The 23,874-nt window shown below is 45.3% G+C and carries 15 protein-coding genes and 2 pseudogenes; 12 read left to right on the top strand and 5 right to left on the bottom strand.

The window, feature by feature from the left end; translation table 11 throughout:
• The first annotated feature begins 114 nt into the window (after positions 1–114).
• The 4 genes and pseudogenes from ACQW03_RS25360 to ACQW03_RS25345 all read left to right on the top strand — a co-directional run bounded on the left by ACQW03_RS25360 (position 115) and on the right by ACQW03_RS25345 (position 6,367).
• On the top strand, positions 115–345 hold the full coding sequence (locus ACQW03_RS25360; RefSeq protein ID WP_441952622.1) for a hypothetical protein: 231 nt from the start codon (positions 115–117) through the stop codon (positions 343–345).
• Positions 320–1,258: pseudogene (locus tag ACQW03_RS25355) on the top strand (thioredoxin domain-containing protein); the annotation flags it as partial. The gene ACQW03_RS25360 and the pseudogene ACQW03_RS25355, both read left to right, overlap by 26 nt.
• Positions 1,259–1,658: 400 nt before the next feature.
• The gene (locus ACQW03_RS25350; RefSeq protein ID WP_441952620.1) at positions 1,659–3,659 is read left to right on the top strand and encodes a methyl-accepting chemotaxis protein; all 2,001 of its coding nucleotides are present in this window, start codon (positions 1,659–1,661) and stop codon (positions 3,657–3,659) included.
• Between the two features lie 146 nt (positions 3,660–3,805).
• Positions 3,806–6,367 carry a response regulator gene (locus tag ACQW03_RS25345; protein WP_441952618.1) on the top strand — a complete coding sequence of 854 codons (2,562 nt, stop codon included), beginning with the start codon at positions 3,806–3,808 and terminating at the stop codon, positions 6,365–6,367.
• Between the two features lie 5 nt (positions 6,368–6,372).
• On the opposite strand, the gene ACQW03_RS25340 is transcribed toward ACQW03_RS25345, so the two are convergent.
• Positions 6,373–7,059, bottom strand: coding sequence for a response regulator transcription factor (locus ACQW03_RS25340; protein ID WP_076294767.1), 687 nt, complete (start codon positions 7,057–7,059; stop codon positions 6,373–6,375).
• 594 nt (positions 7,060–7,653) lie between these two features.
• Between ACQW03_RS25340 and ectB the strand changes: the two genes are divergently transcribed.
• The gene (ectB, locus tag ACQW03_RS25335; RefSeq protein WP_441952615.1) at positions 7,654–8,916 is read left to right on the top strand and encodes a diaminobutyrate--2-oxoglutarate transaminase; all 1,263 of its coding nucleotides are present in this window, start codon (positions 7,654–7,656) and stop codon (positions 8,914–8,916) included.
• 88 nt (positions 8,917–9,004) lie between these two features.
• Here the strand turns inward: ectB and ACQW03_RS25330 are convergent, their stop codons facing one another.
• From ACQW03_RS25330 to ACQW03_RS25320, 3 genes are all read right to left on the bottom strand, one after another.
• The gene (locus ACQW03_RS25330) at positions 9,005–9,523 is read right to left on the bottom strand and encodes an NAD(P)H-dependent oxidoreductase (protein WP_028541334.1); all 519 of its coding nucleotides are present in this window, start codon (positions 9,521–9,523) and stop codon (positions 9,005–9,007) included.
• 170 nt (positions 9,524–9,693) lie between these two features.
• On the bottom strand, positions 9,694–10,818 hold the full coding sequence (locus ACQW03_RS25325) for a GGDEF domain-containing protein (protein WP_441952613.1): 1,125 nt from the start codon (positions 10,816–10,818) through the stop codon (positions 9,694–9,696).
• 95 nt (positions 10,819–10,913) lie between these two features.
• Positions 10,914–13,349, bottom strand: coding sequence for a GH36-type glycosyl hydrolase domain-containing protein (locus tag ACQW03_RS25320; protein ID WP_441952611.1), 2,436 nt, complete (start codon positions 13,347–13,349; stop codon positions 10,914–10,916).
• Positions 13,350–13,573: 224 nt separating this feature from the next.
• Here ACQW03_RS25320 and ACQW03_RS25315 point away from each other — a divergent pair, with 224 nt between their 5' ends.
• Together ACQW03_RS25315 and ACQW03_RS25310 are read left to right on the top strand one after the other, a co-directional pair.
• On the top strand, positions 13,574–14,308 hold the full coding sequence (locus ACQW03_RS25315; RefSeq protein ID WP_441952609.1) for a thioesterase II family protein: 735 nt from the start codon (positions 13,574–13,576) through the stop codon (positions 14,306–14,308).
• Between the two features lie 19 nt (positions 14,309–14,327).
• A complete protein-coding gene (locus tag ACQW03_RS25310; protein ID WP_220027861.1) occupies positions 14,328–15,182 on the top strand; it encodes a sugar phosphate isomerase/epimerase family protein in 855 nt (284 codons plus the stop codon).
• Positions 15,183–15,265: 83 nt separating this feature from the next.
• Here ACQW03_RS25310 and ACQW03_RS25305 read toward each other — a convergent pair whose 3' ends face one another.
• Positions 15,266–15,634, bottom strand: coding sequence for a DUF423 domain-containing protein (locus ACQW03_RS25305; protein ID WP_076294761.1), 369 nt, complete (start codon positions 15,632–15,634; stop codon positions 15,266–15,268).
• Between the two features lie 319 nt (positions 15,635–15,953).
• Here ACQW03_RS25305 and ACQW03_RS25300 point away from each other — a divergent pair, with 319 nt between their 5' ends.
• The 5 genes and pseudogenes from ACQW03_RS25300 to ACQW03_RS25280 all read left to right on the top strand — a co-directional run bounded on the left by ACQW03_RS25300 (position 15,954) and on the right by ACQW03_RS25280 (position 23,797).
• Positions 15,954–18,902: a glycoside hydrolase family 48 protein gene (locus ACQW03_RS25300; protein ID WP_441952781.1), complete on the top strand. Its 2,949-nt coding sequence runs from the start codon at positions 15,954–15,956 to the stop codon at positions 18,900–18,902.
• Between the two features lie 134 nt (positions 18,903–19,036).
• A complete protein-coding gene (locus ACQW03_RS25295; protein ID WP_013310291.1) occupies positions 19,037–19,540 on the top strand; it encodes a ferritin in 504 nt (167 codons plus the stop codon).
• A gap of 287 nt (positions 19,541–19,827) precedes the next feature.
• Complete coding sequence (locus ACQW03_RS25290) at positions 19,828–20,376, top strand: GNAT family N-acetyltransferase (protein ID WP_076294759.1); 549 nt, start codon at positions 19,828–19,830, stop codon at positions 20,374–20,376.
• A 57-nt stretch (positions 20,377–20,433) separates the two neighbouring features.
• Positions 20,434–21,552 carry an LLM class flavin-dependent oxidoreductase gene (locus ACQW03_RS25285; RefSeq protein ID WP_076294758.1) on the top strand — a complete coding sequence of 373 codons (1,119 nt, stop codon included), beginning with the start codon at positions 20,434–20,436 and terminating at the stop codon, positions 21,550–21,552.
• A gap of 216 nt (positions 21,553–21,768) precedes the next feature.
• Positions 21,769–23,797 (top strand): annotated as a pseudogene (locus ACQW03_RS25280) (S9 family peptidase).
• The last annotated feature ends 77 nt before the right edge of the window (positions 23,798–23,874 follow it).

Raw genomic sequence — 23,874 nt, 5'->3', positions numbered from 1 at the left:
TATTCAGACAAACTGGTGGAGATATAAGAAGCACATGATACCGCATGGTTGAATTCAAGTAATACTTTTTTGATAGGTTCAATAGATGAAAACACAGATAAGGAGATATTATGAATGACTTATGTACGATCAGACCGTTATAATCGATACTTTTATCTTGCTCCAGCAGATGATACGTATGAGTTTCAATCCTTATTAATGGATACAAATACTGCTATTAATTTAGAAAAGTTTTATTATAATCCCCAAAAAATGAACGATATTGATACACAAGCTACTACAGAATTTTTATTAAATAATATCAAAAGTGATCCTGTATCTGGAAGCCTATGGGATCAAGCATGACTTGACTGAGCAGGAACTGGAGCAGCGGGTTAGTGAGCTACGCACCAAGCTGTTTGCTGCCAGAGAGCAGCGGGTTCATCCCCACAAAGATGACAAGATTTTGACCTCGTGGAACGGGTTGATGATTGCTGCTCTGGCGAAGGCAGGACAAGCTTTTGGAGACATGAGATATACAGAGCAAGCTCGGAAGGCTGAGACGTTTTTGTGGAACCATTTGAGACAGGAGAACGGACGGCTGTTGGCACGTTATCGGGACGGAGAAGCAGCTTATCCCGGTTATGTAGATGATTATGCTTTTTATGTGTGGGGCTTGATCGAGTTATACCAGGCGACCTTCGATATAGAGTATCTGCAACGGGCGTTGACGCTCAATCAAAATATGATCGACTTGTTCTGGGATGAGGAACGGGATGGATTATTCTTTTATGGGGCAGATAGTGAGCAGCTAATTGCCAAACCTAAAGAAATTGATGACGGTGCGATTCCGTCGGGAAATAGCATCGCGGCCTATAATTTTGTGAGGCTTGCGCGGCTAACGGGTGAATCTCGATTAGAGAACTATGCAGCGAAGCAGTTTAAGGCTTTTGGGGGTATGGTTGCTCATTACCCGTCAGGCCACTCCGCGTTGCTCAGCGCGTTGTTGTATGCGACGGGAACGACGAAGGAGATTGTGATTGTAGGTCATAGGGACGATCCGCAGACCGTACAGTTCATTCAGGCGGTTCGAGCTGGGTTCAGGCCGAATACGGTCGTTATTTTGAAGGATGAAGGACAGTCGGAGATTGCAGAGACGGTTTCTTATATCCGTGATTACGATCTTGTGGAAGGCAAACCAGCCGTATATGTGTGTGAGCATTTTACCTGTCAGGCACCTGTTACCAGGCTTGAAGATCTGAAGGTGTTGTTGGATTGAGCTGAATAAAGCGATCGAATCTAATCCCCTTGTAGGCAGTAAGCATATGGTGATTTTGGAAAATGACCCTATGTTTGCTACCTTCAAGAGGATTATTTTCATGTTAAGAGGTAGGTACAGTGAAATGAAACTAATATTTTCTTAACATGTGTTACGCATTTTTTTTAATATTTTTTAGGTATATTATATCAAAGAACCGGTTCCGACCAGCCTTGCTGTTTTCGAAAATAAGTACATATACCTATTTAACTAGCGTGTTTATATCTTTTATGTCCAAGCGTTTTAGCAGCAGATGTGAAAAATGTGAAAGAGAGTCTGTCGGGTGATTGTCATCATCGGCAAGACGAAGAGGTTCACCATTGGTTAGGAAATCCAGGTTAGGAAATGGAGATGTTTATTAATGAAGAAGTTATCGGGAAAAAAGTGGCTAGTCGCAAGGATGCTCAGCAAAAATTTTAAAACGAAGCTAATGGTCGCCTTTATTTCATTTCTGATTTTACCGTCCATGATCGTGGGGGCTTTGTCGTTTGTGAGCGCCAGTCAGCAGATTCGAAACCAGATTGAAGAAAGTGCCGAGCAGGCTATCATTCGCACTAATTTTATTATTGACAGTACTATTGAGCCCAAGGTACATGACGCAGAATATTTTGCAGAAATGCTAAAAGGCAATCGGGTAGAGACGGAGGAACAAGCGGCCAAACTGGAAGAGTTTTTCAAGCAATATGCTGCACTTCATCCTGAAGCAGAATCCATCTATTATGGTACGAAGGAAGGTAAATTTACAACCTATCCACAGAAGCAATTACCGGATAATTATGATCCACGAGTCAGACCTTGGTACGATGAAGCGATAAAGGAGCAAGCAAAGACAGCAATTAGTTCTCCCTATCTTTCGGCAAGCTCGAAGCAAATGACGGTTACGGTATCCAGGGCAACGTCAGATGGATCGGGTGTTATTGGCATTGACCTGAAAATTAGTGGTATCAAAGAGACGTTGAACAATATTAAAGTAGGTCATGAGGGTTATGCAATATTGCTGGACAGCAACCATACCTACATTGTACATCCGACGAAGGAAGCAGGCACCAAAATTACAGATACTGAATCACGCATGTTTCAGAGCGATACTGGTGAATACGAGTATGAGTATGAGGGCCAGCCCAAATATATGAACTATGCGACTAACAAGCTGACTGGCTGGAAGATAGGCGGAACGCTGTATTTGTCTGAAGTCGATGAAGCAGCAGGACCGATTTTGATCAGCACTTTACTAACCATCGTCGGTTGTCTTGTGATTGGTATTATCATTGTTTATTTCCTGATTCGTTCCATCATCAAACCGATTTTAAAGTTAAAAGAACAAGCGGTAAATGTGAGCGCCGGAGATCTGACACAGGACATTCAAGTAAAGAGCGAGGACGAGATCGGAGAATTAGGAGTGGCTTTTCAAAATATGCAGAATAACTTGCGATCTGTCATTCAGAACGTAGGGAACAGTGCAGATCATGTCGCAATTTCTTCGAATGAACTCACAATAAGCGCGGAACAAACCAGTGCTGCAAGTGAGCAGGTATCCCAGGCTGTGCAAGAAATTGCCAGTGGTGCAGAGAAGCAGACTACAGGGCTGGAAAATAATTCGGTGGCCCTGGATGAAATTGCACAAGGGATCACCCAAATTGCTGAACGATCGATTTCGGTAGCTGATTTGGCCAAACGATCTGCCTTGCAAGCCGAGGAAGGACGAAAGTCTGTTGAGCAGACAGGTGAGCAAATGAATTCCATTCATCAATCAGTAGAGCGTTCCAACCAGATGATTCAAACCTTGCAAGCCCGCTCTCATGAAATCGGTGAAATTACGAAGGTTATCGGCGATATCTCCAATCAGACAAACCTGCTGGCATTGAATGCAGCTATTGAGGCAGCCAGAGCGGGCGATCATGGAAAAGGCTTTGCCGTCGTTGCTGATGAGGTGCGTAAGCTGGCAGAGCAGTCTCAGACATCCGCCACACAGATTGCCACCTTGATTGCCGAAATTCAGCATGAAACCGAAACAACAGTGAAGACGATGGACAGGGTCACGACTGAGGTGCAGGATGGACTACAGATTTCCAAAGCAACCATTGTCAAGCTGGGTTATGCGATGGAAGGCATTCGAGAGACAACACCTCAGGTAGAGGAGGTCGCTGCGATTGCAGAGCAAATATCAGCCAGTGTACAAGAAATCGCAGCGACAGCCAACGAGCTGGCGACGATTGCAACCGGTAATGCCGCCACATCTGAGGAAGTTGCTGCCTCCTCACAAGAGCAACTGGCTTCCATGGAGGAAATATCAGCTTCTGCACAGTTGCTTTCGACGATGGCTGCTGATTTGAAGATGATGATCAGTCGTTTCAAATATTAAAACGAGCTTGAACCTTATGGAATCTATAGTACAATGAATGCTCGGGACAGTTCTTTAAGCCTTATGGCATAAGGAATCTGTCCTGAGTTTTTTTTATATTTTTGATAGGTCGTACAAAAAATGGAAGATTATAAGGGGGCGAACACTTGGTTCGAGATTTAATGCTATGTGCTATCGTGATATTATTGTTAGTTTTGGTTTTTCAGCGTCAACTTGTTCGTCAGGCGATCACAGGTGTATTTTATGGAGGAGCGGGAATTTTGTTCTTATGTTTTGGCATAAGCGATAAAACACCGTTGACCTGCGTGCTAGAGTTAGGGATGGGTCTAATGTTCATGACTCTGTTTGTGCACACTTTAATCACCGCTAAGTATACATATGGACAACGTTTGTTAAACAAAGACCGTGATCTGCTGAATTTATTTCGGGTTCAACCTGGCTTTACATTCAGACTGGAGAAACGTGGTGATGAATTTTATTATATGCTGCTTGAAGGTGAATTGCTGGAGCGCGTGGGTCTGAATATGCAAGTCAACTACAATAAAAGGGAGCATGTGAAGCGTCTTGGGGACATTTTGGAGCTTTCCTCTGAAACGATGGAGCAGCTTTGCCAATACTACAAACAGGCCTGGTTCGGTGATCGGACCGTATTTGAATTGGATTTTTGGGAATATTCGGCTCTTATTACCTTACATCCGGTTATGGAGGACGGGATTACTAGGCATGTTATCGGTCACGTGTTGGACATTACGGAGTATAAAGCCTCAGAGCAGAAAAGAATGGAGATGGACGAGGCTAACCGTGCGAAAAGCATTTTTTTGGCTCATATGAGTCACGAAATCCGCACCCCGCTGAATGGAATCATCGGTCTGTCAAAGCTGTTAAATAAGACTGAACTGACTGCCGTTCAAAGAGATTATCTCCACAAGCTTCTCGCTTCCTCTCGTACCCTTTCATCCATGCTCAGTAACGTATTGGACTTTTCCAAAATGGAAGCCGGCAGTCTGGAACTGGAAAAGGTAGAATTCGAGCCGGAAAAAATGCTTCGTCATCTCGCAGATACCGTTGGAACTTTACTTGAAGATAAGGAAATAGAGGTCGTATTTATAACGGACCCGGCGTTACCGAAAAGCTTTAAGGGAGACCCGCTTCGAATGGAGCAGGTGCTTTCAAATCTTCTGACCAACGCCATCAAGTTTACGGATCAGGGACATGTATTGTTACAGGTAAAAATGCTAAGTCAGCAGGAAGGGCGAGTAGGCGTTTCTTTTATGGTAGAAGATACGGGCATAGGAATTTCCGAGACGTGTATGGACAAGCTATTCGTCCCTTTTATCCAGGCGAGTACATCAACCAGCCGCAGATATGGTGGCTCTGGGCTGGGTTTGGCCATTAGCAGGCATTTGGCTGAAGCTATGGGCGGGAAAGTAGAGGTGAAAAGCCGATTAGGAGAGTACAGTCAATTTTACTTTAATGTCGAGCTGGAAACTAGGGAATTGAATGCAGGAAGCACACGAATAGAAAAACAAATCAAAGGCAAAGCCTTAATTGTTGCGCAGCATGAACTGGTGAGATACAGCTTGAACGAACTACTGCAAGACTTGGGATTAAAAACATTCACTATTTCATCCTTCCAAGAAAGTGTGGATGCTTTTCAAAAGGGTGAGCATTTTGATTATGTTATCATTGATATGGGGATGGAAGGTTTGAGAGAACTGGACTCCCGGAGGCAGTGGCTTCAAATGCTGGATAGGCAGATAACTCAGATCATTGGACTTACAACCGTGTTTCAGATGGAAAAAATAGCTGCAGGGGACATGGATCATAGTGTGGATGCCTTTTTGTCCAAGCCCGTTACCCGGAACGCTCTGCTGGAAGTTCTCTGCTGGAAGAAGGAACAGTCAGTGCCTGCAGATGGTAATACTCTGGAGACTCATGCGACGATGAGTTCCCGCAATGAGATAGGGGATACAACACAAAAGTATCAAATTCTCATAGCAGAGGATAACGAAATTAACCAGGTGGTGATTACCGAGTTTTTAGCAGAGCGTAACTTTGAGGTAACGATGGTCACGAACGGAAGAGAACTAATAGCGTTACTGGAACTTCGTTACTGGGATATGGTGCTGCTTGATTTGCATATGCCAGAGATGGATGGTTTTGAGACGGCGAGACATATTCGGAGAAACAAAGCTTTTAACAGGCTTCCCATTATCGCTTTTACCGCTGATGCTGTGCAGCATGAACAGGAAGTTTGTCTTCGTGCCGGTATTAATGCCGTGTTGCTCAAGCCTGTCCATGAACTGACCGCTGCTAGAGTGTTAACTAGCTGGATTAATTTAGCGTGGCTGCAAGATTTACATGGTATTCACGCTGAGCAATCGATAGCAGGTATGGATGGCAAGGTGTATATTTTTCAATTTGCCCTTTACAAATGGATACAAGAATACCAGTATCTCGATAAAAGAGTTGTGAGAAAAATGGACAATGGACAGTTATCTTCTGCTCTTCGATTAATCCACTCGCTTAAGGGAGGAACGGGGAACCTGTGCGCGCCTGAGTTGCTGGCAAAGGTTATAGAGCTGGAAAAGGCATTGAAGCGCAGCAATGAAACCTCAACAGGAGAACTGTATCCAGACTGGAAAGAGCATCTGAGCACGGTTCAGAAGGATATTAACCAAATCAAGTCATCACTTCCTTGGAGCTGACCGTGTTATTGCATAAATTTGTAGCCGATTCCCCAGATGGTCTTAATCAATTGCGGTTTCTTAGGGTCTTTTTCGATTTTTCTGCGTAAATGGTTAATATGTACGTCCACGGCCCTCTCGTTAATAAAGGAGTCTGTGCCACGGAGAGCCTGAATTAAAGCATACCTGCTGAATACAATTCCCCGGTTCAAATAAAAAAGCTTCATAAGCTCAAATTCTGAATATGTTGTCTCCACATTCTGTCCGTTAACGGTAATCATTCTTCTCGCTAGATCCAAAGTAATGCCCGTTTCAGGTTCAGGTGCTCTGCCTCTTCCTTGTAAGCGCGTGATTTCAATACGACGAAAAAGAGCCTCTATCCGTGCTTTTAGCTCTTGCATACTAAAAGGCTTGCAAATATAATCATCTGCTCCGAACGTAAGTGTACGAATGCGCTCTGATATGTTGTTTTCTGTAGAAATCACGATGATGGGGACGTCCGTATGCTTGCGTATCAGTGGGCAGGGATTCACGCCATCCAAATCTGGAAGCAGCAGATCCAGCAAAATAATATCGGGCTGTACGATCTTAAGCCTGGCAATACCCTCAGACGCTTGTTCCACTCGAGTAACGTTGTAGTCTTCTCCTGTTAAATACAAGGAAAGGGTATCTCCCAGCATATTGTCATCTTCAATAATCAAAACATTAGACATGATCATATTTCCTTATCTTTCTATCAAATTCGAGCCAAATAGTTAGGATAACTGCAATGTTTACAACAAGTTTTTGGCAGGTCCTGTTGCTAGAGTAAACTCCTTTGGACAGTCTGTCAAAAGATCAGGTTTGTTGTGGCAATCCTGTGGACAATTAGTCCAGATGTATATCTATTTGATATGGAAATGTACTATTTTTGAGATTTATTTCTATAATACGACATTTTTCGTTTTATTTTAACAATATACTACAAGCCATTGATGATAAATTACAATAATTTAACAAAACACCTCAGAAACATGCATTGACTTAAATGAAAATTATGGTATTTTATTACATAGGAGTTGACATCCTCTGATAGGCCTCTTAGAAAAACCCACTATTTAATCTTCTACTAACCTACTCTCAATGTGCTATCTTTGTATTTAATTTTCGTACTTTAATTGTTCTTGCGATCGTACTTATGATTCTTTGGTGTGGATATCCCATTGTGAATTCAGACTGTCTTCTCATTTAGATTACATATTTACTTTTTTTTTTGCTTTCCATGCTTGTATTTTTCTAAAATCAGGTCAGCGGGAGGACGAGAGATCATGAACACATTCGAAGTGCTGGAGTCCAATGTAAGATCCTATTGCAGAAGTTTTCCAGTTGTTTTCAACAAAGCTAAAAACGATGTACTGTACACGGAGGCAGGCAAGGGTTACATTGACTTTTTTGCCGGGGCAGGGGCTTTGAACTATGGGCATAATAATGATTTTATGAAAAACCGGATTTTGGATTATTTAACTTCCGATCGGATTATGCATGGTCTGGATATGTACACGACGGCCAAGCAAGAGTTTATGGAGTCTTTTTCAGAGCGTATTCTCCAGCCCAAGGGCTTGAATTATAAACTGCAATTTTGCGGACCGACCGGAACCAATGCAGTGGAAGCAGCTCTGAAACTTGCACGCAAGGTGAAAAATAGAAATGGTATTTTCGCTTTTATGGGCGCGTTCCACGGAATGTCGCTGGGTAGTTTATCTATTACCAGCAACAACTCCATGCGAGAGAGCGCAGGGGTTCCCCTGAACAATGTTACCTTTATACCTTATAACAGTACATTTAACGGAATGGATACCATTTTGTATATGGAGCAGCTTTTAACAGACACCCATTCGGGTGTGGAAAAGCCTGCCGCGATCATTTTGGAAACGGTACAGGCTGAAGGCGGTATTCATATTGCAGATACCGAATGGCTGCGTGATTTGCGACAGCTGTGCGATGATCATGATATTTTGCTCATTGTTGACGATATTCAAGTCGGTTGCGGCCGGGTTGGTTCGTTCTTCTCATTCGAGCGGGCAGGAATCGTTCCGGATATGGTTGTTTTATCCAAATCGATCAGTGGATACGGATTGCCAATGTCTCTGTTGCTACTCAAGCCAGAATTGGATATATGGAGTCCAGGTGAGCATAACGGCACCTTCCGTGGAAATCAGCTTGCTTTCGTCGGGGCAAAGGCTGCGCTGGAGTTCAGAGATATGGTAGAGCTGGAAGCACAAGTGAAGGAAAAAGAGGCTTTTGTTCAGCAGTTCTTGCGTGAACATATCCAATCGATAGATCCTCTTATTGAAATTCGCGGCATGGGACTGATCTGGGGGATTGATGTATCCCATCTGGGAGAAGCGTTCGCCAAGGAGGTAGCAACTCTCTGCTTTAGTAGAGGACTTATTATTGAACGTGCTGGGCGTAACGATACGGTAATTAAAATCATGCCAGCGTTAACGATAAGCTTGGAGAACTTGCGTAAGGGCTGCGACATTATTAAAGAAAGTATGGCACAGGTAACCAGCACGTTGGTTACGATGTAAATCGATCAGTAAAGCCCCTTGGCTGGAGCTGCCGTCTGCTGTAAAGCAGGTATGGCAGGCGCCGTCCAAGGGGCTTTCTAGTAAAAAATTAAGAAATAACCGTTTGTGCGTATTTTTGTGCGGATTGCTCTAGTTGCTCATCGGTCAAAACTGCAGCACCATATTGTACGAAATAAGGGAGCAATTTGACACCAATCATATGGCCTGTAGCTTCCAGAGGTCTCAACAGCTCTTCGATCGTATACCTGTTCCGTCCGTCATGTTGGTAATTTTCCTCAACGCTGGCAGCAGACAAGGCGATCAACAACTCTTTGCCCTGTAGCTTGCCACCTTCGCTTCCATAAGCCCAGCCGTAGGTTAGAACCTTATCCAGCCATTTTTTCAGTAGGGAAGGAGTGCTGTACCAGTAAAAAGGGAATTGCAGAACGATACGGTCATGCTGCTCTAGCAGTTCCTGCTCCTGGGCGACATTGATTTGCTCATCAGGATATACTTCATACAGGTTGTGAACGGTCACGCCGGATTGTTTCTTGAGTTCTTGCACCCATCTTTTGTTAATGCGAGATTCCGCAAGATCAGGGTGAACGACAATAACGAGGGTTGACATTTAAAAAACCATCTCCTTCGAACTTATTTATTGTAAGTAAATAACCAATACATATGTAACTATTTTAGTTTCAACTTATGGAAATGTCAACTCTATTAAATTTTAAGCTCTATATTCAAAAGACTCCGGCAAGCGCATGCCGGAGTCTCATCAAATGAAGTGTTTTTACATTAAGCGATATGATTAAGAGCAACAATTTTGTTTTTCCCGGAGCGCTTAGCTTGATACAGATAGTCATCTGCTTGCTGAAAAAATACATCTTTATCTTTGTTCATTTCCTCTGTATAGCTTTTCAGTCCAATGCTTACGGTTACAGAAACGAGTTGCAATTTCTCCTGAAAGGTCATTTTCTCCACTTCACGACGGATGTTTTCGACGATCTGATAAGCTTCTTCGAAAGTATGCTCGAACATCAAAATAGCAAATTCCTCACCGCCATAGCGAGCCGCAATGTCATTTGCGGTAATCTGTTCTGTAATGATTTGCGAGATGCCTTCCAAAATTTTATCTCCGAACTGGTGTCCGTAAGTATCATTGATCTTCTTGAAATTATCAATATCCACTAACGCCAGATGGATGATCGCGCCTTGTTCGGCATATTCGAGTGCTTTTTCATAAAAGTTTTGAAAGGACAAATGATTGTACAGCTTCGTCAAGCCATCGGTCATTGACATTTTGCTGATAATCGCATTACTGATCATTAATTCCTGCTGGGCACGTTGTGTTTTATACAAATCCACTAACAAATCGCGGCCGCTGGCCTGAATAATGAGAGCAATAAAGGTGGACATAATCAAAAAGGTTGGAATCGCCACGATATCAAAGCCTGACAAATAGGTACGAAATGATGCATCCACTGCCAGCAACAGAAAAAAGACGACTACTTGTAATACAAAGGAAAGCCATATTAAGCGACGATTGAAGAACAGGATAGAAGAGAAAATAGGCAACAAGCACAACGCTGTAATAATCCGGATATCATAGTTTAGGCGAATAATCATCCAGCAAATGACGGTACTTGCCATAAACAGGATCGCAAAAGAATACCTGTTAAATTTAAAATGAGCCAACTCTGCCAGTAAGTTGGAACCACTCATGATTAGCGTGGGAACAATAAGGGTTCCGACGTAAAATTCATAAGGCGAAGCGGAGTAATCAAGAAATAAGTAGCTGCCCAGCTGGACGATAAAATGTACAGCTATAATCATCCAATACAGTAATAACATTTTGCGTACCCAGCGGGCTTGCTTTGTTTTGTAATCCATGGTTTGAGTAAGCCGTTTTGTCTTGTTCATGATGTCACCACACTTAATGTATCTTTAGCCATTCTCGTATTATAAGATACTATGTGATGAAGTTGAAGCTAATTTTTTTGAAGGCCATGAACTTGTTAGCCTAGCAACACTTTTACTTGGTGGATAGCCCCGTCCCCTGCAACCGGCAGAATATTATTCGTAAGGACGGTGCCATCTAAGGTAACAGTAACTACACCCTTGGAGACATGCTGTGGATTCGTGATATGAATCACGTAGGTATCACCGCGGAAGACGCGGGTGACTGTGAATTCGTCCCAGGCTGTAGGAATGCACGGATCAATACGCAGACCATCCCATTCGGGCTGAATACCGAGAATGGATTGAGTAATAGCTATAAAGTTCCATGCCGCTGTACCCGTCAGCCAGGAATTTTTGGCTTCGCCTGCACGAACAGCATCCTTGCCCGCAATCATTTGAGCGTACACATACGGCTCAGTGCGGTGAATGTCGCTAATGTCCTCTAGATAGGCGGGGGCAATTTTGCTATATAGCTCGAAAGCGCGATCCCCACGTCCTATTACGGCTTCCGCCATCATAATCCAAGGGTTATTGTGACAGAAAATACCGGCATTTTCCTTATACCCGGGAGGGTAAGATGAGATTTCGCCCAGATTGATGTAGTAGCGAGAATAGGGTGGAATTTGCAGTACAATGCCGTAGGGAGTTTCTAACCGATCACGTGTAGAATCGAGAGCTTTTTGAGCTAGACCTTCTTCAACGCCAATTCCTGCCATGACACAGAAGCCTTGAGGTTCAATGAAAATTTGGCCTTCCTCACAATCCTTGCTCCCTATTTTGTCTCCATAATGGTCATAAGCACGTAAGAACCATTCCCCGTCAAAACCATGCTCCAATGTGGCTGTTCGCATACGATCCACATATGCTTGTGCTGTTGCCGCCTCCTCATCCAATCCTCTGCGCTTGCATAGCTCTATAAAATCCGGTCCCGTATATACGAATAGTCCGGCAATGAACACGGATTCGGCTGTTCGACCCTCCAAATTCTGAGTTGTCTGATAGGACTCATCTGGTGTAGCAGAAAAACAGTTGAGATTCAGACAGTCGTTCCAGTCAGCCCGGCCAATGAGTGGAAGACCATGCGGACCGAGATTGCCCACAACGTGGTAAAAAGAACGCTTCAAATGTTCAAACAGCGTAGCCGTACGCTCTACATCTCCGTCAAAGGGCACTTGTTCGTCCAGTATGCCAAAGTCTCCCGTTTCTTTGATATACGCTGCGGTACCGACAATAAGCCACAACGGATCGTCGTTAAAGCCACCGCCAACCTCGTGATTTCCTTTTTTGGTTAACGGTTGGTACTGATGATAAGCTCCGCCGTTTTCAAATTGAGTAGAGGCGATGTCGATAATCCGTTCCCGTGCCCGCTCCGGTATTTGGTGGACGAAGCCGAGCAAGTCCTGATTCGAATCCCGGAAGCCCATACCACGCCCGATACCAGATTCAAAATACGATGCGGAACGCGACATATTGAACGTAACCATACACTGATAAGGGTTCCATATGTTTACCATTCGGTTCAGCTTGTCGTCGTGGCTTTGAAGGGTATACTTGGACAGCAGATTGTTCCAATAGGTTCGCAGCTCACTCAAGGCTCGTTCTACATCGGCTTCATCCGCAAACTGCGCAATCATGGCATGTGCCTGTTTTTTGTTAATAACGCCGGGAGACTCCCATTTTTCTTCCTCGGGATTTTCTACATAACCGAGTATAAAGTTACAGCTTGTTTCTTCGCCTGGCTCCAGCGTTATCTCAATGCAATGTGATCCGACAGGGGACCATCCGCTGGCAATAGAGTTTGAGGCTTGCCCAGCGGCGACCGTTTGAGGCTGATCTAATCCGTTGTAGAGCCCCAGAAAAGCTTCACGGTCTGTATCATAACCCGCTAGCGGACGATTAGCAGAGAAAAAAGCATAGTGATTGCGACGTTCACGGTATTCCGTTTTGTGATAAATGACAGAATCTTGTATTTCAACCTCACCCGTATTCAAGTTGCGCTGGTAGTTGGTCATATCGTCATAGGCGTTCCACAGACAAAATTCCACGAACGAGAAGAGTTTGATCTTTTTGGTTTGTAACGATGTGTTCTGAAGCTTAACCTGATGGACCTCACCGTCAAAGGATAGGGGCACAAAAGCCAGCTGCGTGGCCCGAATACCGCTGCGTTCCCCCATAATTGAGGTATAGCCAAGTCCATGGCGGCATTCATACTGCTCCAGCTCCCGTTTGACTGGCATCCAACCTGGAGTCCAATAATCCCCATCATCATAAATATAAAAATAACGACCACCGTTATCGACAGGAATATTGTTGTACCGGTAACGTGTTAAGCGACGTAAGCGAGCATCCCGGTAAAATGCATAGCCGCCACTTGTATTGGAGATCAGTCCAAAAAATCGTTCATTACCTAAATAATTAATCCAGGGATAAGGGGTTTGAGGGGTGTGGATGACATATTCTTGATTGACATCATCGAAAAAACCGTACTTCATGGCGCAGAACTCCTTTCGATTTGAAAAAATAAAAGACCCAACACATGATTATATTCAAACATAGAGCCGTTCTTTCTTTAGAAAGACATTTCCTGCCTTATATAAAATGTGCTTGATTTTCTCAACCTTTCTTCTGGAATTTGCAAAATATTTGAAATGGGTAAATATACCTTTTTATGCTAAAATGAAAAAGTTAGAACTTAGCAAGGCAGGAGGTTGCAAGAATGGCACCTATCACATTATTTTTCATCCCGTATGCAGGCGGATCGGCGTCGGTCAGCTTCAAATGGAAAAAGTTGCTGCTTCCGCAGATTAAGCTTGTTCCACTGGAATTAGCGGGCAGAGGTATTCGTTCTGGGGAACCGCTAAAGGAAAGCATTGAGGAGATGAGCGAGGATCTGTTGCACAAGATCAGCGAAGAGATAGCCCCCGGTGATCCTTATGCCATATACGGCCACAGTATGGGGACGATGATCTCATTCGAGCTGTACTACAAGCTGGTGGACGGTGGATATGGCAAGCCTGCTCATCTGTTCGTTTCGGGTGGACGGGCACCGCATGTCCCAAGAAATTCCCCGTGGTTACACGATCTGCCCGCAGATCAGTTCAGGACGCATTTGCAGCGGTACGGTCAGCTTTCGGAAGCGATTTTTGACAATCGGGAATTATACGACTATTTTATGCCGGTGTTAAGAGCGGATTTCAAAGCTGTCGAGTTGTATAAGTACATGGCTAAAGCCGCACCTTTACATTGTCCTATCTCCGCTTTGACGGGAATGACCGATAACACGGTGACCTTACAAGATGCGGAGGCATGGGCATACCATACGGATCAGCAATTTCGTATGTTTACCTTTGAGGGAGGACACTTTTTTATTCATGATGAAGTGGAACGGATTACGAACATCATCAATGAGACCTTGGAGCAGAGTACAGTAACAAGTAGCGTACAACAATAAAAATAAGAGGTGATTTTTAGTGACAGTAGGTGTATTGGCACATTTGTTTGGCAAGTTGCCTTATCGCGAATTGGCTGCAAAGGTAGGCGCAGCGGGCTTTACTCATGTTCAGCTGGCTCCGTGGAGAGCGATCAGTGATGTGGATTTTAATAAACCGGGTAAGTTCAATCCGGGATTGGCACTGTCTATCGCAGAAGAATTTCGTAAGCATGGTGTATCCATATCGGTGCTTGGGTGCTATTTGCATTTTTTTATACAGGATGAGGAATTGCTGCGTGAAAATGTAGAGCGCTTTAAAGAGCTGATCCGATATGCGGGGCTGTTAGGAGCACCAATGGTAGCAGCCGAAGTCGGACGTAATGAGGATGGTACCGCCTATACGGAACGTGACTGGAGAGTTGTAAGGGAAGTAGTGCGTGAATTAGCAGATGAAGCGGAGAAATGGGGCGTATTCGTAGGATTGGAAGCTGCAAACGATCACTTGGTCGGAACTGCCGTAGAGTTGGCTGCCTTTCTGGAGGAAGTGCCTTCTTCACACATCGGTGTTGTGATTGATCCGGGTAATCTGCTAAAAACGGAAAATCTGGCGCAGCAGGATGAGATCATTCGCGAAGCTTTCCAACTGCTGGGCCCCCGGATTATCGCAGCGCATGCCAAAGACCGGCGTTTGTCATCGTCAGGTGAAATTGAGACGGTGCCGCCGGGTTTTGGAGACATGAACTATGGCCTCTACATGGAATTGCTGGAGCAGTACAAGCCGGGGGTTCATATTATTATGGAAGCTGCTCAGGAGCATGAGATGGCAGAATCCAGACGTTATATCGAAGGTCATCGGATAGCCGCTCAGAAAGCGCAACAAGTGCAGACGAAATAATGTATTCTTTCATAATACTCAGGAATGCTACGTTAATAATTCCAGAGACTTGGAAGCGCCTCCTTTTCCAAGTCTCTGTTCCTTTATCCTTGCACAACCGCCACGATCACAATGACCCAGCTTGCCAAAAAAGCCAACCCGCCAATGGGGGTGATTGCCCCAAGCTTTTTCACACCGGATATACTAAGGGCATACAGACTGCCGGAGAACAGGAGAATACCCACTAGCATAACCCAGCCTGCGGTAACGATGAGAGAAGAATGGATAAGGTTGTCAGCAAGAACTCCAAGCAGCAGCAAACCCAGTCCGTGAGCGATTTGATATTGAATTCCTGTTTGGAATATGCTCATCATGTCTACGGAAAGTCTCTTTTTCAATGCGTGTGCGCCGAACGCTCCTAAAGCTACGGCTAAAAACATCACGATACAACCAAGCAATAGCAAAATTTTCATGTTTTAACGCCTCCCTGTGAAATAGTACCGATTCCAATCGATTTCGTCAATTTTCCTTGTGAATCTCTAAACTTATAGAATTTTTCGACTCTCATTTGGCGCCTAGTGTGGTATATTTTTTCCAGGGCCAATGCGAAGCATTTGGAGCAATAGACAGCGTGTCCTCCACCTTTTTTATGGGAAAGTGAGGTGATGATGCTGTCTTTTTGTGCTGTCGTTTTTCGGAATAAAATTATCTTGTGTAAAGCCAAAATTGATAATGGAGAGGATGAATGCAAAAGTGATCAGCAGAAAATCAGTGATCAGGAAATCTGTCTCTATGGTCATGTCAGCCATTTTGGTACTTCCGTTAACCTTGGGCTTATTTCAGGCAGGACCCGACCGTGCATCAGCCGCAACACCGGAATCGACACGCTTTCTACAATTGTATAAACAACTGAAGGATCCGGCTAGCGGATACTTTTCAAAAGAAGGCATCCCTTATCATTCCGTTGAAACGCTTATGAGCGAGGCTCCGGATTACGGACACTTAACGACTTCAGAAGCGTACAGCTACTGGATGTGGCTGGAAGTGCTGTATGGTCATTATACCGGGGATTGGGGGCATTTGGAATCCGCATGGGACAACATGGAGAAATATATCATTCCTGTTAATGAAGGCGACGGTAAGGAAGAGCAACCGACAATGAGTAACTATAACCCGAACAGCCCCGCCACTTATGCCGCAGAATATTCGCAGCCGGATCAGTACCCAAGCCGCCTAAGTGGTCAGTATGGTGCTGGCAAGGATCCACTGGACTCTGAGCTGAAGGCAACCTATGGCAACAACCAGACTTATCTGATGCACTGGTTGTTGGACGTGGATAATTGGTACGGTTTCGGAAATCTTCTGAATCCGTCGCATACAGCAGCCTATGTAAACACCTTCCAGCGCGGGGAACAGGAATCGGTCTGGGAGGCTGTACCACATCCATCGCAAGACAATCAAAAGTTTGGCAAGTCTAATGAAGGCTTTATGAGCTTGTTCACCAAGGAAAATAATGCCCCGGCACAGCAATGGCGTTACACGAATGCCACCGATGCAGATGCACGGGCAGTTCAAGCGATGTACTGGGCTAAGGAATTGGGATATGACAACTCCGTATATTTGGATAAAGCCAAAAAGATGGGAGACTTTTTGCGTTACGGCATGTACGATAAATACTTCCAGAAAACCGGAAGCGCTTCCAATGGAAGTCCAATTGCTGGTACGGGCAAGGATGCCAGTCTTTATCTGATGGCATGGTATACATCCTGGGGCGGCGGACTTGGCCAAAGCGGCAACTGGGCTTGGCGTATTGGTGCCAGCCATGCACATCAGGGCTACCAAAATGTCGTCGCAGCATATGCGTTGTCCAATCAAGATGGTGGATTAATACCGAATTCACCAACGGCGGGACAGGATTGGGCGACCTCGCTGAAGCGCCAACTGGAGTTTTATACTTGGCTGCAATCCGATGAGGGGGCCATTGCAGGCGGAGCAACGAATAGCTGGGATGGTGCCTACAAGGCTTATCCATCTGGCACAAGTACCTTTTATGGCATGGCTTATACAGGGGCTCCTGTATATAACGATCCACCGTCGAACAACTGGTTCGGGATGCAGGCTTGGCCTGTCGAGCGAGTTGCCGAGCTGTACTACATTTTAGCCAAGAAAGGGGACACTTCGTCCGAGCAGTTTAAAATGGCTAAACAAGTGACGGAAAACTGGATAGCGTGGTCCAAGAGCTATGTATTTGCCAACGAACGGCCTGTGACTGATGCGCAGGGATACTATTTGGACGCTCAAGGTAAGCGTATTCTGGGTGGCAAGAATCCGAAAGTGGCTACTACAGCGGCTAAAGGTGAGTTCTGGCTGCCGAGCAATCTGGAATGGAGCGGAAAGCCTGAAACCTGGAGCGGATTTGCTAATCATAAAGGGAATACCAATCTCCATGTGGTAACAAAGAGTCCGGGGCAGGATGCCGGAGTGCTGGGCAGCTATGTTAAAGCACTTACTTTCTTTGCTGCTGGAACGAAAGCTGAAAAAGGAGACTATTCCGAATTAGGCAAGGAAGCTAAGGATCTGTCTAAAGCTTTGCTTGATGCTGCATGGGGTTATAACGACGGTATAGGCATTACAACGAAGGAAGCACGCGAGGATTATTATCGTTATTTTACCAAAGAAGTGTATATCCCAAGCGGCTGGAGTGGTAAGACTGGGCAAGGCAACACGATCCCTGGCACCGACACTACACCGTCTGATCCGTCTAAAGGTGGTAATGGTACGTATTCCAGCTACAGCGATATCCGCCCTAATATCACCAAAGATCCGCAATGGTCCTATCTTAAGGATAAATACACGACTTCATGGAACAAGCAGACCAAAAAATGGGATAAAGGAGCTCCAGAATTTACGTATCACCGTTTCTGGTCCCAAGTTGATATGGCAACGGCTTATGCCGAGTATGACCGTCTCATTAACGGTAGTGGACCAACCGAGCCTACAGCTCCCAAAGCTCCGGCAAATGTGAAGGCAAACGCAGGGGATGCTCAGGTTACACTGACCTGGAGCAAAGCGACGGGTGCCGATAGCTATACAGTCAAGCGCTCGACAACCAGTGGTGGCCCTTATACCACAGTAGCAACGGTAACAGACAGCACTTACAAGGATACAGGAGTGGTGAATGAAACCACTTATTATTATGTGGCAAGTGCAACAAATTCTTTAGGAACCAGCCCGGATTCTGCCGAGGTCAGTGCCAAGCCTACGTCAGCACCCATTCCAGCAACGGGAGATGTGATTGCCCAATACCGCGTGGGCGACACCAACCCGGGAGATAATCAGATTCGGCCACTGTTCCGTATTGTAAACAAGGGTAAAGAGGCCGTTGATCTGAAAAATGTCAAGCTGCGATACTACTACACTGTAGATGGCGACAAGTCACAGGAATTCCATTGTGACTATGCACAGTTGGGCAGTAGTAACGTTCAGGGACGTCTTGTGAAACTGGATAAGGCCGTTACAGGCGCAGATTATTATCTGGAAATCTCCTTTGGAGCTGGTGCGGGAAGTCTGGCAGCAGGGGAAAACACAGGGGACATTCAGATTCGCATGAACAAGACGGACTGGAGCAACTATAACGAAAGTGATGATTTTTCCTACGATTCAACCAAGACATCTTATACGGATTGGGACAAAGCACCTTTGTATATAAATGACAAACGTGTCTGGGGTCTGGAGCCTTGATTGTAAACTAATTGTAGAGATTACGGGCGGAACGTGAGAATGTTGAATTCACTTCCGTCCGTTTTTTTGTGATCGGATTCGTGGTACACTATGATCGTTACATTATTACATACATGACCGAGGTGACCTGAGACATGAATGACAATTTGGCACAGGCTCTGAATGAGCAAATGAACTTTGAATTTTACTCCGCTCACGTATATCTGGCGATGGCTGCTTATTGCTCCAGTGAAAGTCTGGATGGGTTTGCAAACTTCTTCCTGGTACAAGCTGAGGAGGAAAGGTTTCATGCCATGAAACTGTATAAATACATTAATGACCGTAGAGGACGCGCCACATTGGCTGCATTGCCGGAGCCAAAAAACAGCTACGATTCCATGCTGGACGTATTTGAACATGGCTACAAGCATGAGCAGCAAAACACGCAAAAATTTTATCATCTGGCTGACTTGGCCCTCGATGGACGTGAGCATGCAACGATCCATTTCCTGAAATGGTTTATTGATGAGCAAGTCGAAGAGGAAGCTCTGTTCGACAGTGTTATCCAGAAGCTTAAGCGCATTGAAAGAGACAGCAATGCCTTTTATATGCTGGACAGCGAGTTTGCCAAACGCAGCTTTACTGCCCCTGCGGAGTAACACAGTATACATGTTGTGTTTGAATGCCGGAGATTTGGCCAGCATTTTATTCGTCTAGAAAGTAAAAAAGCCCGATTTTCGGGCTTTTTTGCGTTGAATTTAATTAACGAATTCCCATCTTTCTAGGGGCTATTGTTATTTTAAATGGAGTTATAGAAAAAATTAATTTGTCGCTGGATACTGAGCATGCTACAGTTATGTTAACTTTTATATCTGATTAAATAGATGGGATTAGTTATGTGGTGGTTCACTCGTTTTATAAAAACACTATAAGGAGGCGGGTTAGTATGAGTGAAATCTATCGTCTGGCACTTCAAGAGGACGCAGAAAGATTGCAGTATGTGACGTATGAGGCGTATGAAACAATTCGGCAGTTGGAGCTTCGATGGCCTGCCGCTCAGGCAGACGTGGCTCTCATTCAAGAAAACATTAAAAATAATGATTGCTATGTGCTGGAAGTAGACGGTGTCATTCAGGCTACCGTTAGCCATCTCAAAAATAGAGCCCTTAATTTTATAACCGATCTACCGTTTGTGATGTGGTTTGCTGTAGACCCGGCTGCCCAGGGCAAAGGATATGGGAAAAAACTGCTGAATTGGGTAGAGCAAACGATTATTCGTGACAAGGTCGGTGCTCCTGCTGTGACACTGGCGACTGCGGAAAAGCATCCCTATTTGCTATCCATGTATGAGCGTTGGGGATATGAACGTTTCCATGCTTTTGACCATGGAACAGGGGACGGGACGATGCATTTACTGCGTAAAGTGGTGAATCCTGAATTATTCTCCACCTACATTCGTGAAAAAAATGAAGCCAAGACAGCTAACCGAAATTAGACACGGTCATAGGGAACGGAAGAAGCCGATTCGTTCGCAGAAGGGGGGCAGGAGCGAATGAAGTTTGTGTTGTTCAGCCTAATGGCTAATCTGCCTAATGCGATTACCGGAGAAGCCTGGAGTTCGCAGCAAAAATTCCAAAATGTAATTAAGCAGGCTGTGCTCGCAGAGGAGCTTGGTTTTGATGCGTATGGTGTGGGGGAGCGGCATGGTACGCCTTTTTTGTCGTCTTCACCTTCACTCGTTCTGACCGCTATAGCAGCGAGAACTGAACGGATTCGTCTGCTGACGATGGTAACGGTGCTTAGTATACTTGACCCGGTGCGCGTAGCTGAGGATTATGCGACACTGGATCATTTATCGGGTGGAAGATTAGAACTGATTATCGGAAAAGGCAATGATCCACGGCATTACCCGTTGTTTGGAATTACGGAGGAAGAGCAGTGGGAGTCGCTAGCAGAACGCTATCGTCTGCTCAAACGGCTATGGAGCGAGGAAGAGGTTACGTGGGAGGGCAACTATCGGCCCCCGCTGTATCAGGTCACGACACAGCCACGCCCGTATCAACAGCACATTCCAATATGGCATGGAAGTGCCTCCAGTACATTATCGACGGAGCTGGCTGCACAATATGGAGAGCCGTTATTTTCCTCAAATTCTTTCCATCCTCAGGCCAAGTATAAAGCCTTAATTGATCATTACCGTGAACGGCTGACTTATTACGGTCATGACCCGGCTCAGGCTGTAATTGGTGCCGGAGCCGGGAGCTTGTATCTGGCGGATACAGACGAGGAAGCGATCAGACGCTATCGCCCGTATTATGATGCTTACCACTCGACGGCGGCGGCTCAGCATAATCAATCCCCGTTTAGAAGTTTGGAGGACAATATCCGCAACGGTCCAGTTCTGATTGGTTCTGCGGACAGCGTACTCGAAAAAATACGAAACTATTATACTGCGTTCGGCCATCAAGTACTTAGCATAAGCGTGGATGGGCTGGGAGAGCAGGAGCAGCTTGAACAGCTGCATCGGTTTGCCGAGGATATCATTCCTGTGCTGCGGCGAGAGATTCCCAGCACTATTTGGCAGCAGGCACCGAACCTACACAAAGAAAATGGATCACTAGCTGCTATTCCTAATGGGGCTCCTTCCATTTCTCCTATTTTTCAGTTGTGATTGATGAATAATACTACCCTCTCTCATGAAAGCAACCGAAGTAGTGGTGTTTTCGGGTCCATTGCGACTGAGAGAGGGGCTTTTTAGTTTTAGACAAATTGACAGAGATAAATAAAAAGAGTAACGTAATTGTGTATTTATTAAAATCCTATAAAATTAATAGGATTAATTAAAATTTAAAGATGTGGAATCTGATGATATAAAGGAGGAATTTTTTTGAGCGACTCGCAATCTAGCACGACCAAGCGCTGTATAACAGCCGAGGATTTATATCGACTTCACTGGGTTAGCGATCCAGCTATTCATCCTATTAGTGGTGAAATCGCTTACGTAGAACAGTATATTAATAAAGAGCGGACAGATTATAACTCAGGAATTTGGCTATTATCGTCCGAAGTCGCTGTCCCGATACCCTTTACATACGGACCAAAAGATGAAACGCCTGTCTGGTCACCAGACGGATCACAACTAGCTTTTCTCCGTACAACAGGCGGCAAGCGCCAGGTATGGATTATTCCAGAACGCGGGGGGGGAGGCACGACAGCTTACACACGTAGAGAATAACGTTCGTTCATTAGCCTGGTCTCCTGATGGGACCTGTATATCGTTTGCAGCTAAAACGGCCGAGAACCCGTCAAGCCCTACATCCAGTGGAGGAACTCAGGAAGCACAACTTAAGGGACGAGTTGTTAATCGAACGAAAGCTAAATCCGACGGATATGGACTGTGGGATGATACTCGTGATCACTTGTATGTAGCTGATGTGACTTCGGGGCACACAGTTCAACTGACTTCCGGCGCTTATGATGTGGCGGAGCCTGTGTGGTCACCGGATGGTCAACATATTTTATTCGTCGCCAGAATAGCAGAGCATTCGAAAGAGGATACGGATTTACGTAAGCAGAATGATTTGTTTACGATAGCTCCTGCAACTTCAAATGGTGATGCAGCAGCACCGCTTAAGCTGACCCATTCTGAACTGCACATCGAGAGTGCAGCTTATTCTCCCGACGGTTCAACGATTGCCTTTTACGGTCATGATCGACATGCCAAAGGCGCTACTCAGACCCGACTGTACACGGTTCCTTCCAGTGGGGGGACGGCAGTATGCGTTAGTGAGACGCTTGACGCTCACCTCGGTAATGCGGGTATGAGCGACATGCGTTCACATCTTCATGTAGGACCACCACGCTTCAGTGCGAACGGTCAATTCCTGTATACGCTGGTCACCCTTGAAGGAAATGTACACGTATATCAGTTTGCGCTTGATGGAACTTTTAAAATTTTAACCCAAGGAGAACGGGAAATTTACCAATTCGAGCTTACTTCGGATGAGCGGCATATCATTGCGGCTTCCACAGATGTTTCTTTACCAGGCGATTTGTTCCGGATTACGATCCATTCAGGAACTGAGGAACGGCTGACACGAGTGAATGACTCTCTGCTTGATGAGATTGAGATCAGTGTGCCTGAGAGCTTCTGGACTGAGGTTGAGGATGGACGACGAGTGCAGGGATGGGTGATGAAGCCTGCTGGGTTTAAGGAGGGGGTATCCTATCCTGCTATTTTGGAGATTCACGGCGGTCCTCATGCCATGTATTCCAATTCTTTTTTTCATGAATTTCAGTTGCTGGCCGCTCAGGGGTATACAGTCATCTACACGAATCCGGGAGGAAGCCGAGGGTACGGACAGTCTTTTACCAATGTTGTCCTTGGAGATTACGGCGGACGCGATTACACTGATCTGCTGAGCGCAGTGGACGAGGCTATACGTCAGTTTCCATTCATTCATCCGGAAAGGCTAGGTGTAACAGGGGGCAGCTATGGTGGCTTTATGACAAACTGGATTGTCGGCCATACCGATCGTTTCCGCGCAGCTGTAACCCAGCGCTCCATTTCTAACTGGCTGTCAATGTATGGGGTGAGTGACATAGGGTACTCGTTTACTGAAGATGAAGTCGGCGGGAATCCGTGGGAGGATTGTGAGCTCTTGTGGAAGCAATCTCCGCTGGCTTATGTGCAGCAAATCAACACACCGCTGCTCATATTGCACGGGGAGCAGGATCTGCGATGTCCTATAGAGCAGGGAGAGCAGCTGTTTACAGCATTACGTCGCTTGGGGAAACCTACGCAATTTGTCCGTTTTCCAGCTTCAAGTCACGAGCTTTCACGAAAAGGGCACCCGCAGCTTCGCGTGGAACGACTGCAACGTATTACCAATTGGTTTGCTCAACACGAATTATAAGTAAATCGATTTCTTGTATTAATGTAAAAATGTCAGGTCCTAATCATAGGACTTGGCATTTTTAGTATGCCTTGCTA

This window comes from Paenibacillus sp. DRB1-1 (assembly GCF_052119485.1).
Lineage (GTDB): Bacteria > Bacillota > Bacilli > Paenibacillales > Paenibacillaceae > Paenibacillus > Paenibacillus polymyxa_B.
This window is presented reverse-complemented; position numbering and strand designations above follow the sequence as displayed.

Excerpts from the sequence above, each read along its gene's own strand:
- ACQW03_RS25340 (WP_076294767.1), bottom strand. The coding sequence starts at position 7,059 with ATGTCTAATGTTTTGATTATTGAAGATGACAATATGCTGGGAGATACC.
- ACQW03_RS25285 (WP_076294758.1), top strand. The coding sequence starts at position 20,434 with ATGAAGTTTGTGTTGTTCAGCCTAATGGCTAATCTGCCTAATGCGATT.
- ACQW03_RS25295 (WP_013310291.1), top strand. The coding sequence starts at position 19,037 with ATGAATGACAATTTGGCACAGGCTCTGAATGAGCAAATGAACTTTGAA.
- ACQW03_RS25325 (WP_441952613.1), bottom strand. The coding sequence starts at position 10,818 with ATGAACAAGACAAAACGGCTTACTCAAACCATGGATTACAAAACAAAG.
- ACQW03_RS25315 (WP_441952609.1), top strand. The coding sequence starts at position 13,574 with ATGGCACCTATCACATTATTTTTCATCCCGTATGCAGGCGGATCGGCG.
- ACQW03_RS25360 (WP_441952622.1), top strand. The coding sequence starts at position 115 with ATGACTTATGTACGATCAGACCGTTATAATCGATACTTTTATCTTGCT.
- ACQW03_RS25320 (WP_441952611.1), bottom strand. The coding sequence starts at position 13,349 with ATGAAGTACGGTTTTTTCGATGATGTCAATCAAGAATATGTCATCCAC.
- ACQW03_RS25350 (WP_441952620.1), top strand. The coding sequence starts at position 1,659 with ATGAAGAAGTTATCGGGAAAAAAGTGGCTAGTCGCAAGGATGCTCAGC.
- ACQW03_RS25290 (WP_076294759.1), top strand. The coding sequence starts at position 19,828 with ATGAGTGAAATCTATCGTCTGGCACTTCAAGAGGACGCAGAAAGATTG.
- ACQW03_RS25300 (WP_441952781.1), top strand. The coding sequence starts at position 15,954 with ATGGTCATGTCAGCCATTTTGGTACTTCCGTTAACCTTGGGCTTATTT.
- ACQW03_RS25305 (WP_076294761.1), bottom strand. The coding sequence starts at position 15,634 with ATGAAAATTTTGCTATTGCTTGGTTGTATCGTGATGTTTTTAGCCGTA.
- ACQW03_RS25330 (WP_028541334.1), bottom strand. The coding sequence starts at position 9,523 with ATGTCAACCCTCGTTATTGTCGTTCACCCTGATCTTGCGGAATCTCGC.
- ectB (WP_441952615.1), top strand. The coding sequence starts at position 7,654 with ATGAACACATTCGAAGTGCTGGAGTCCAATGTAAGATCCTATTGCAGA.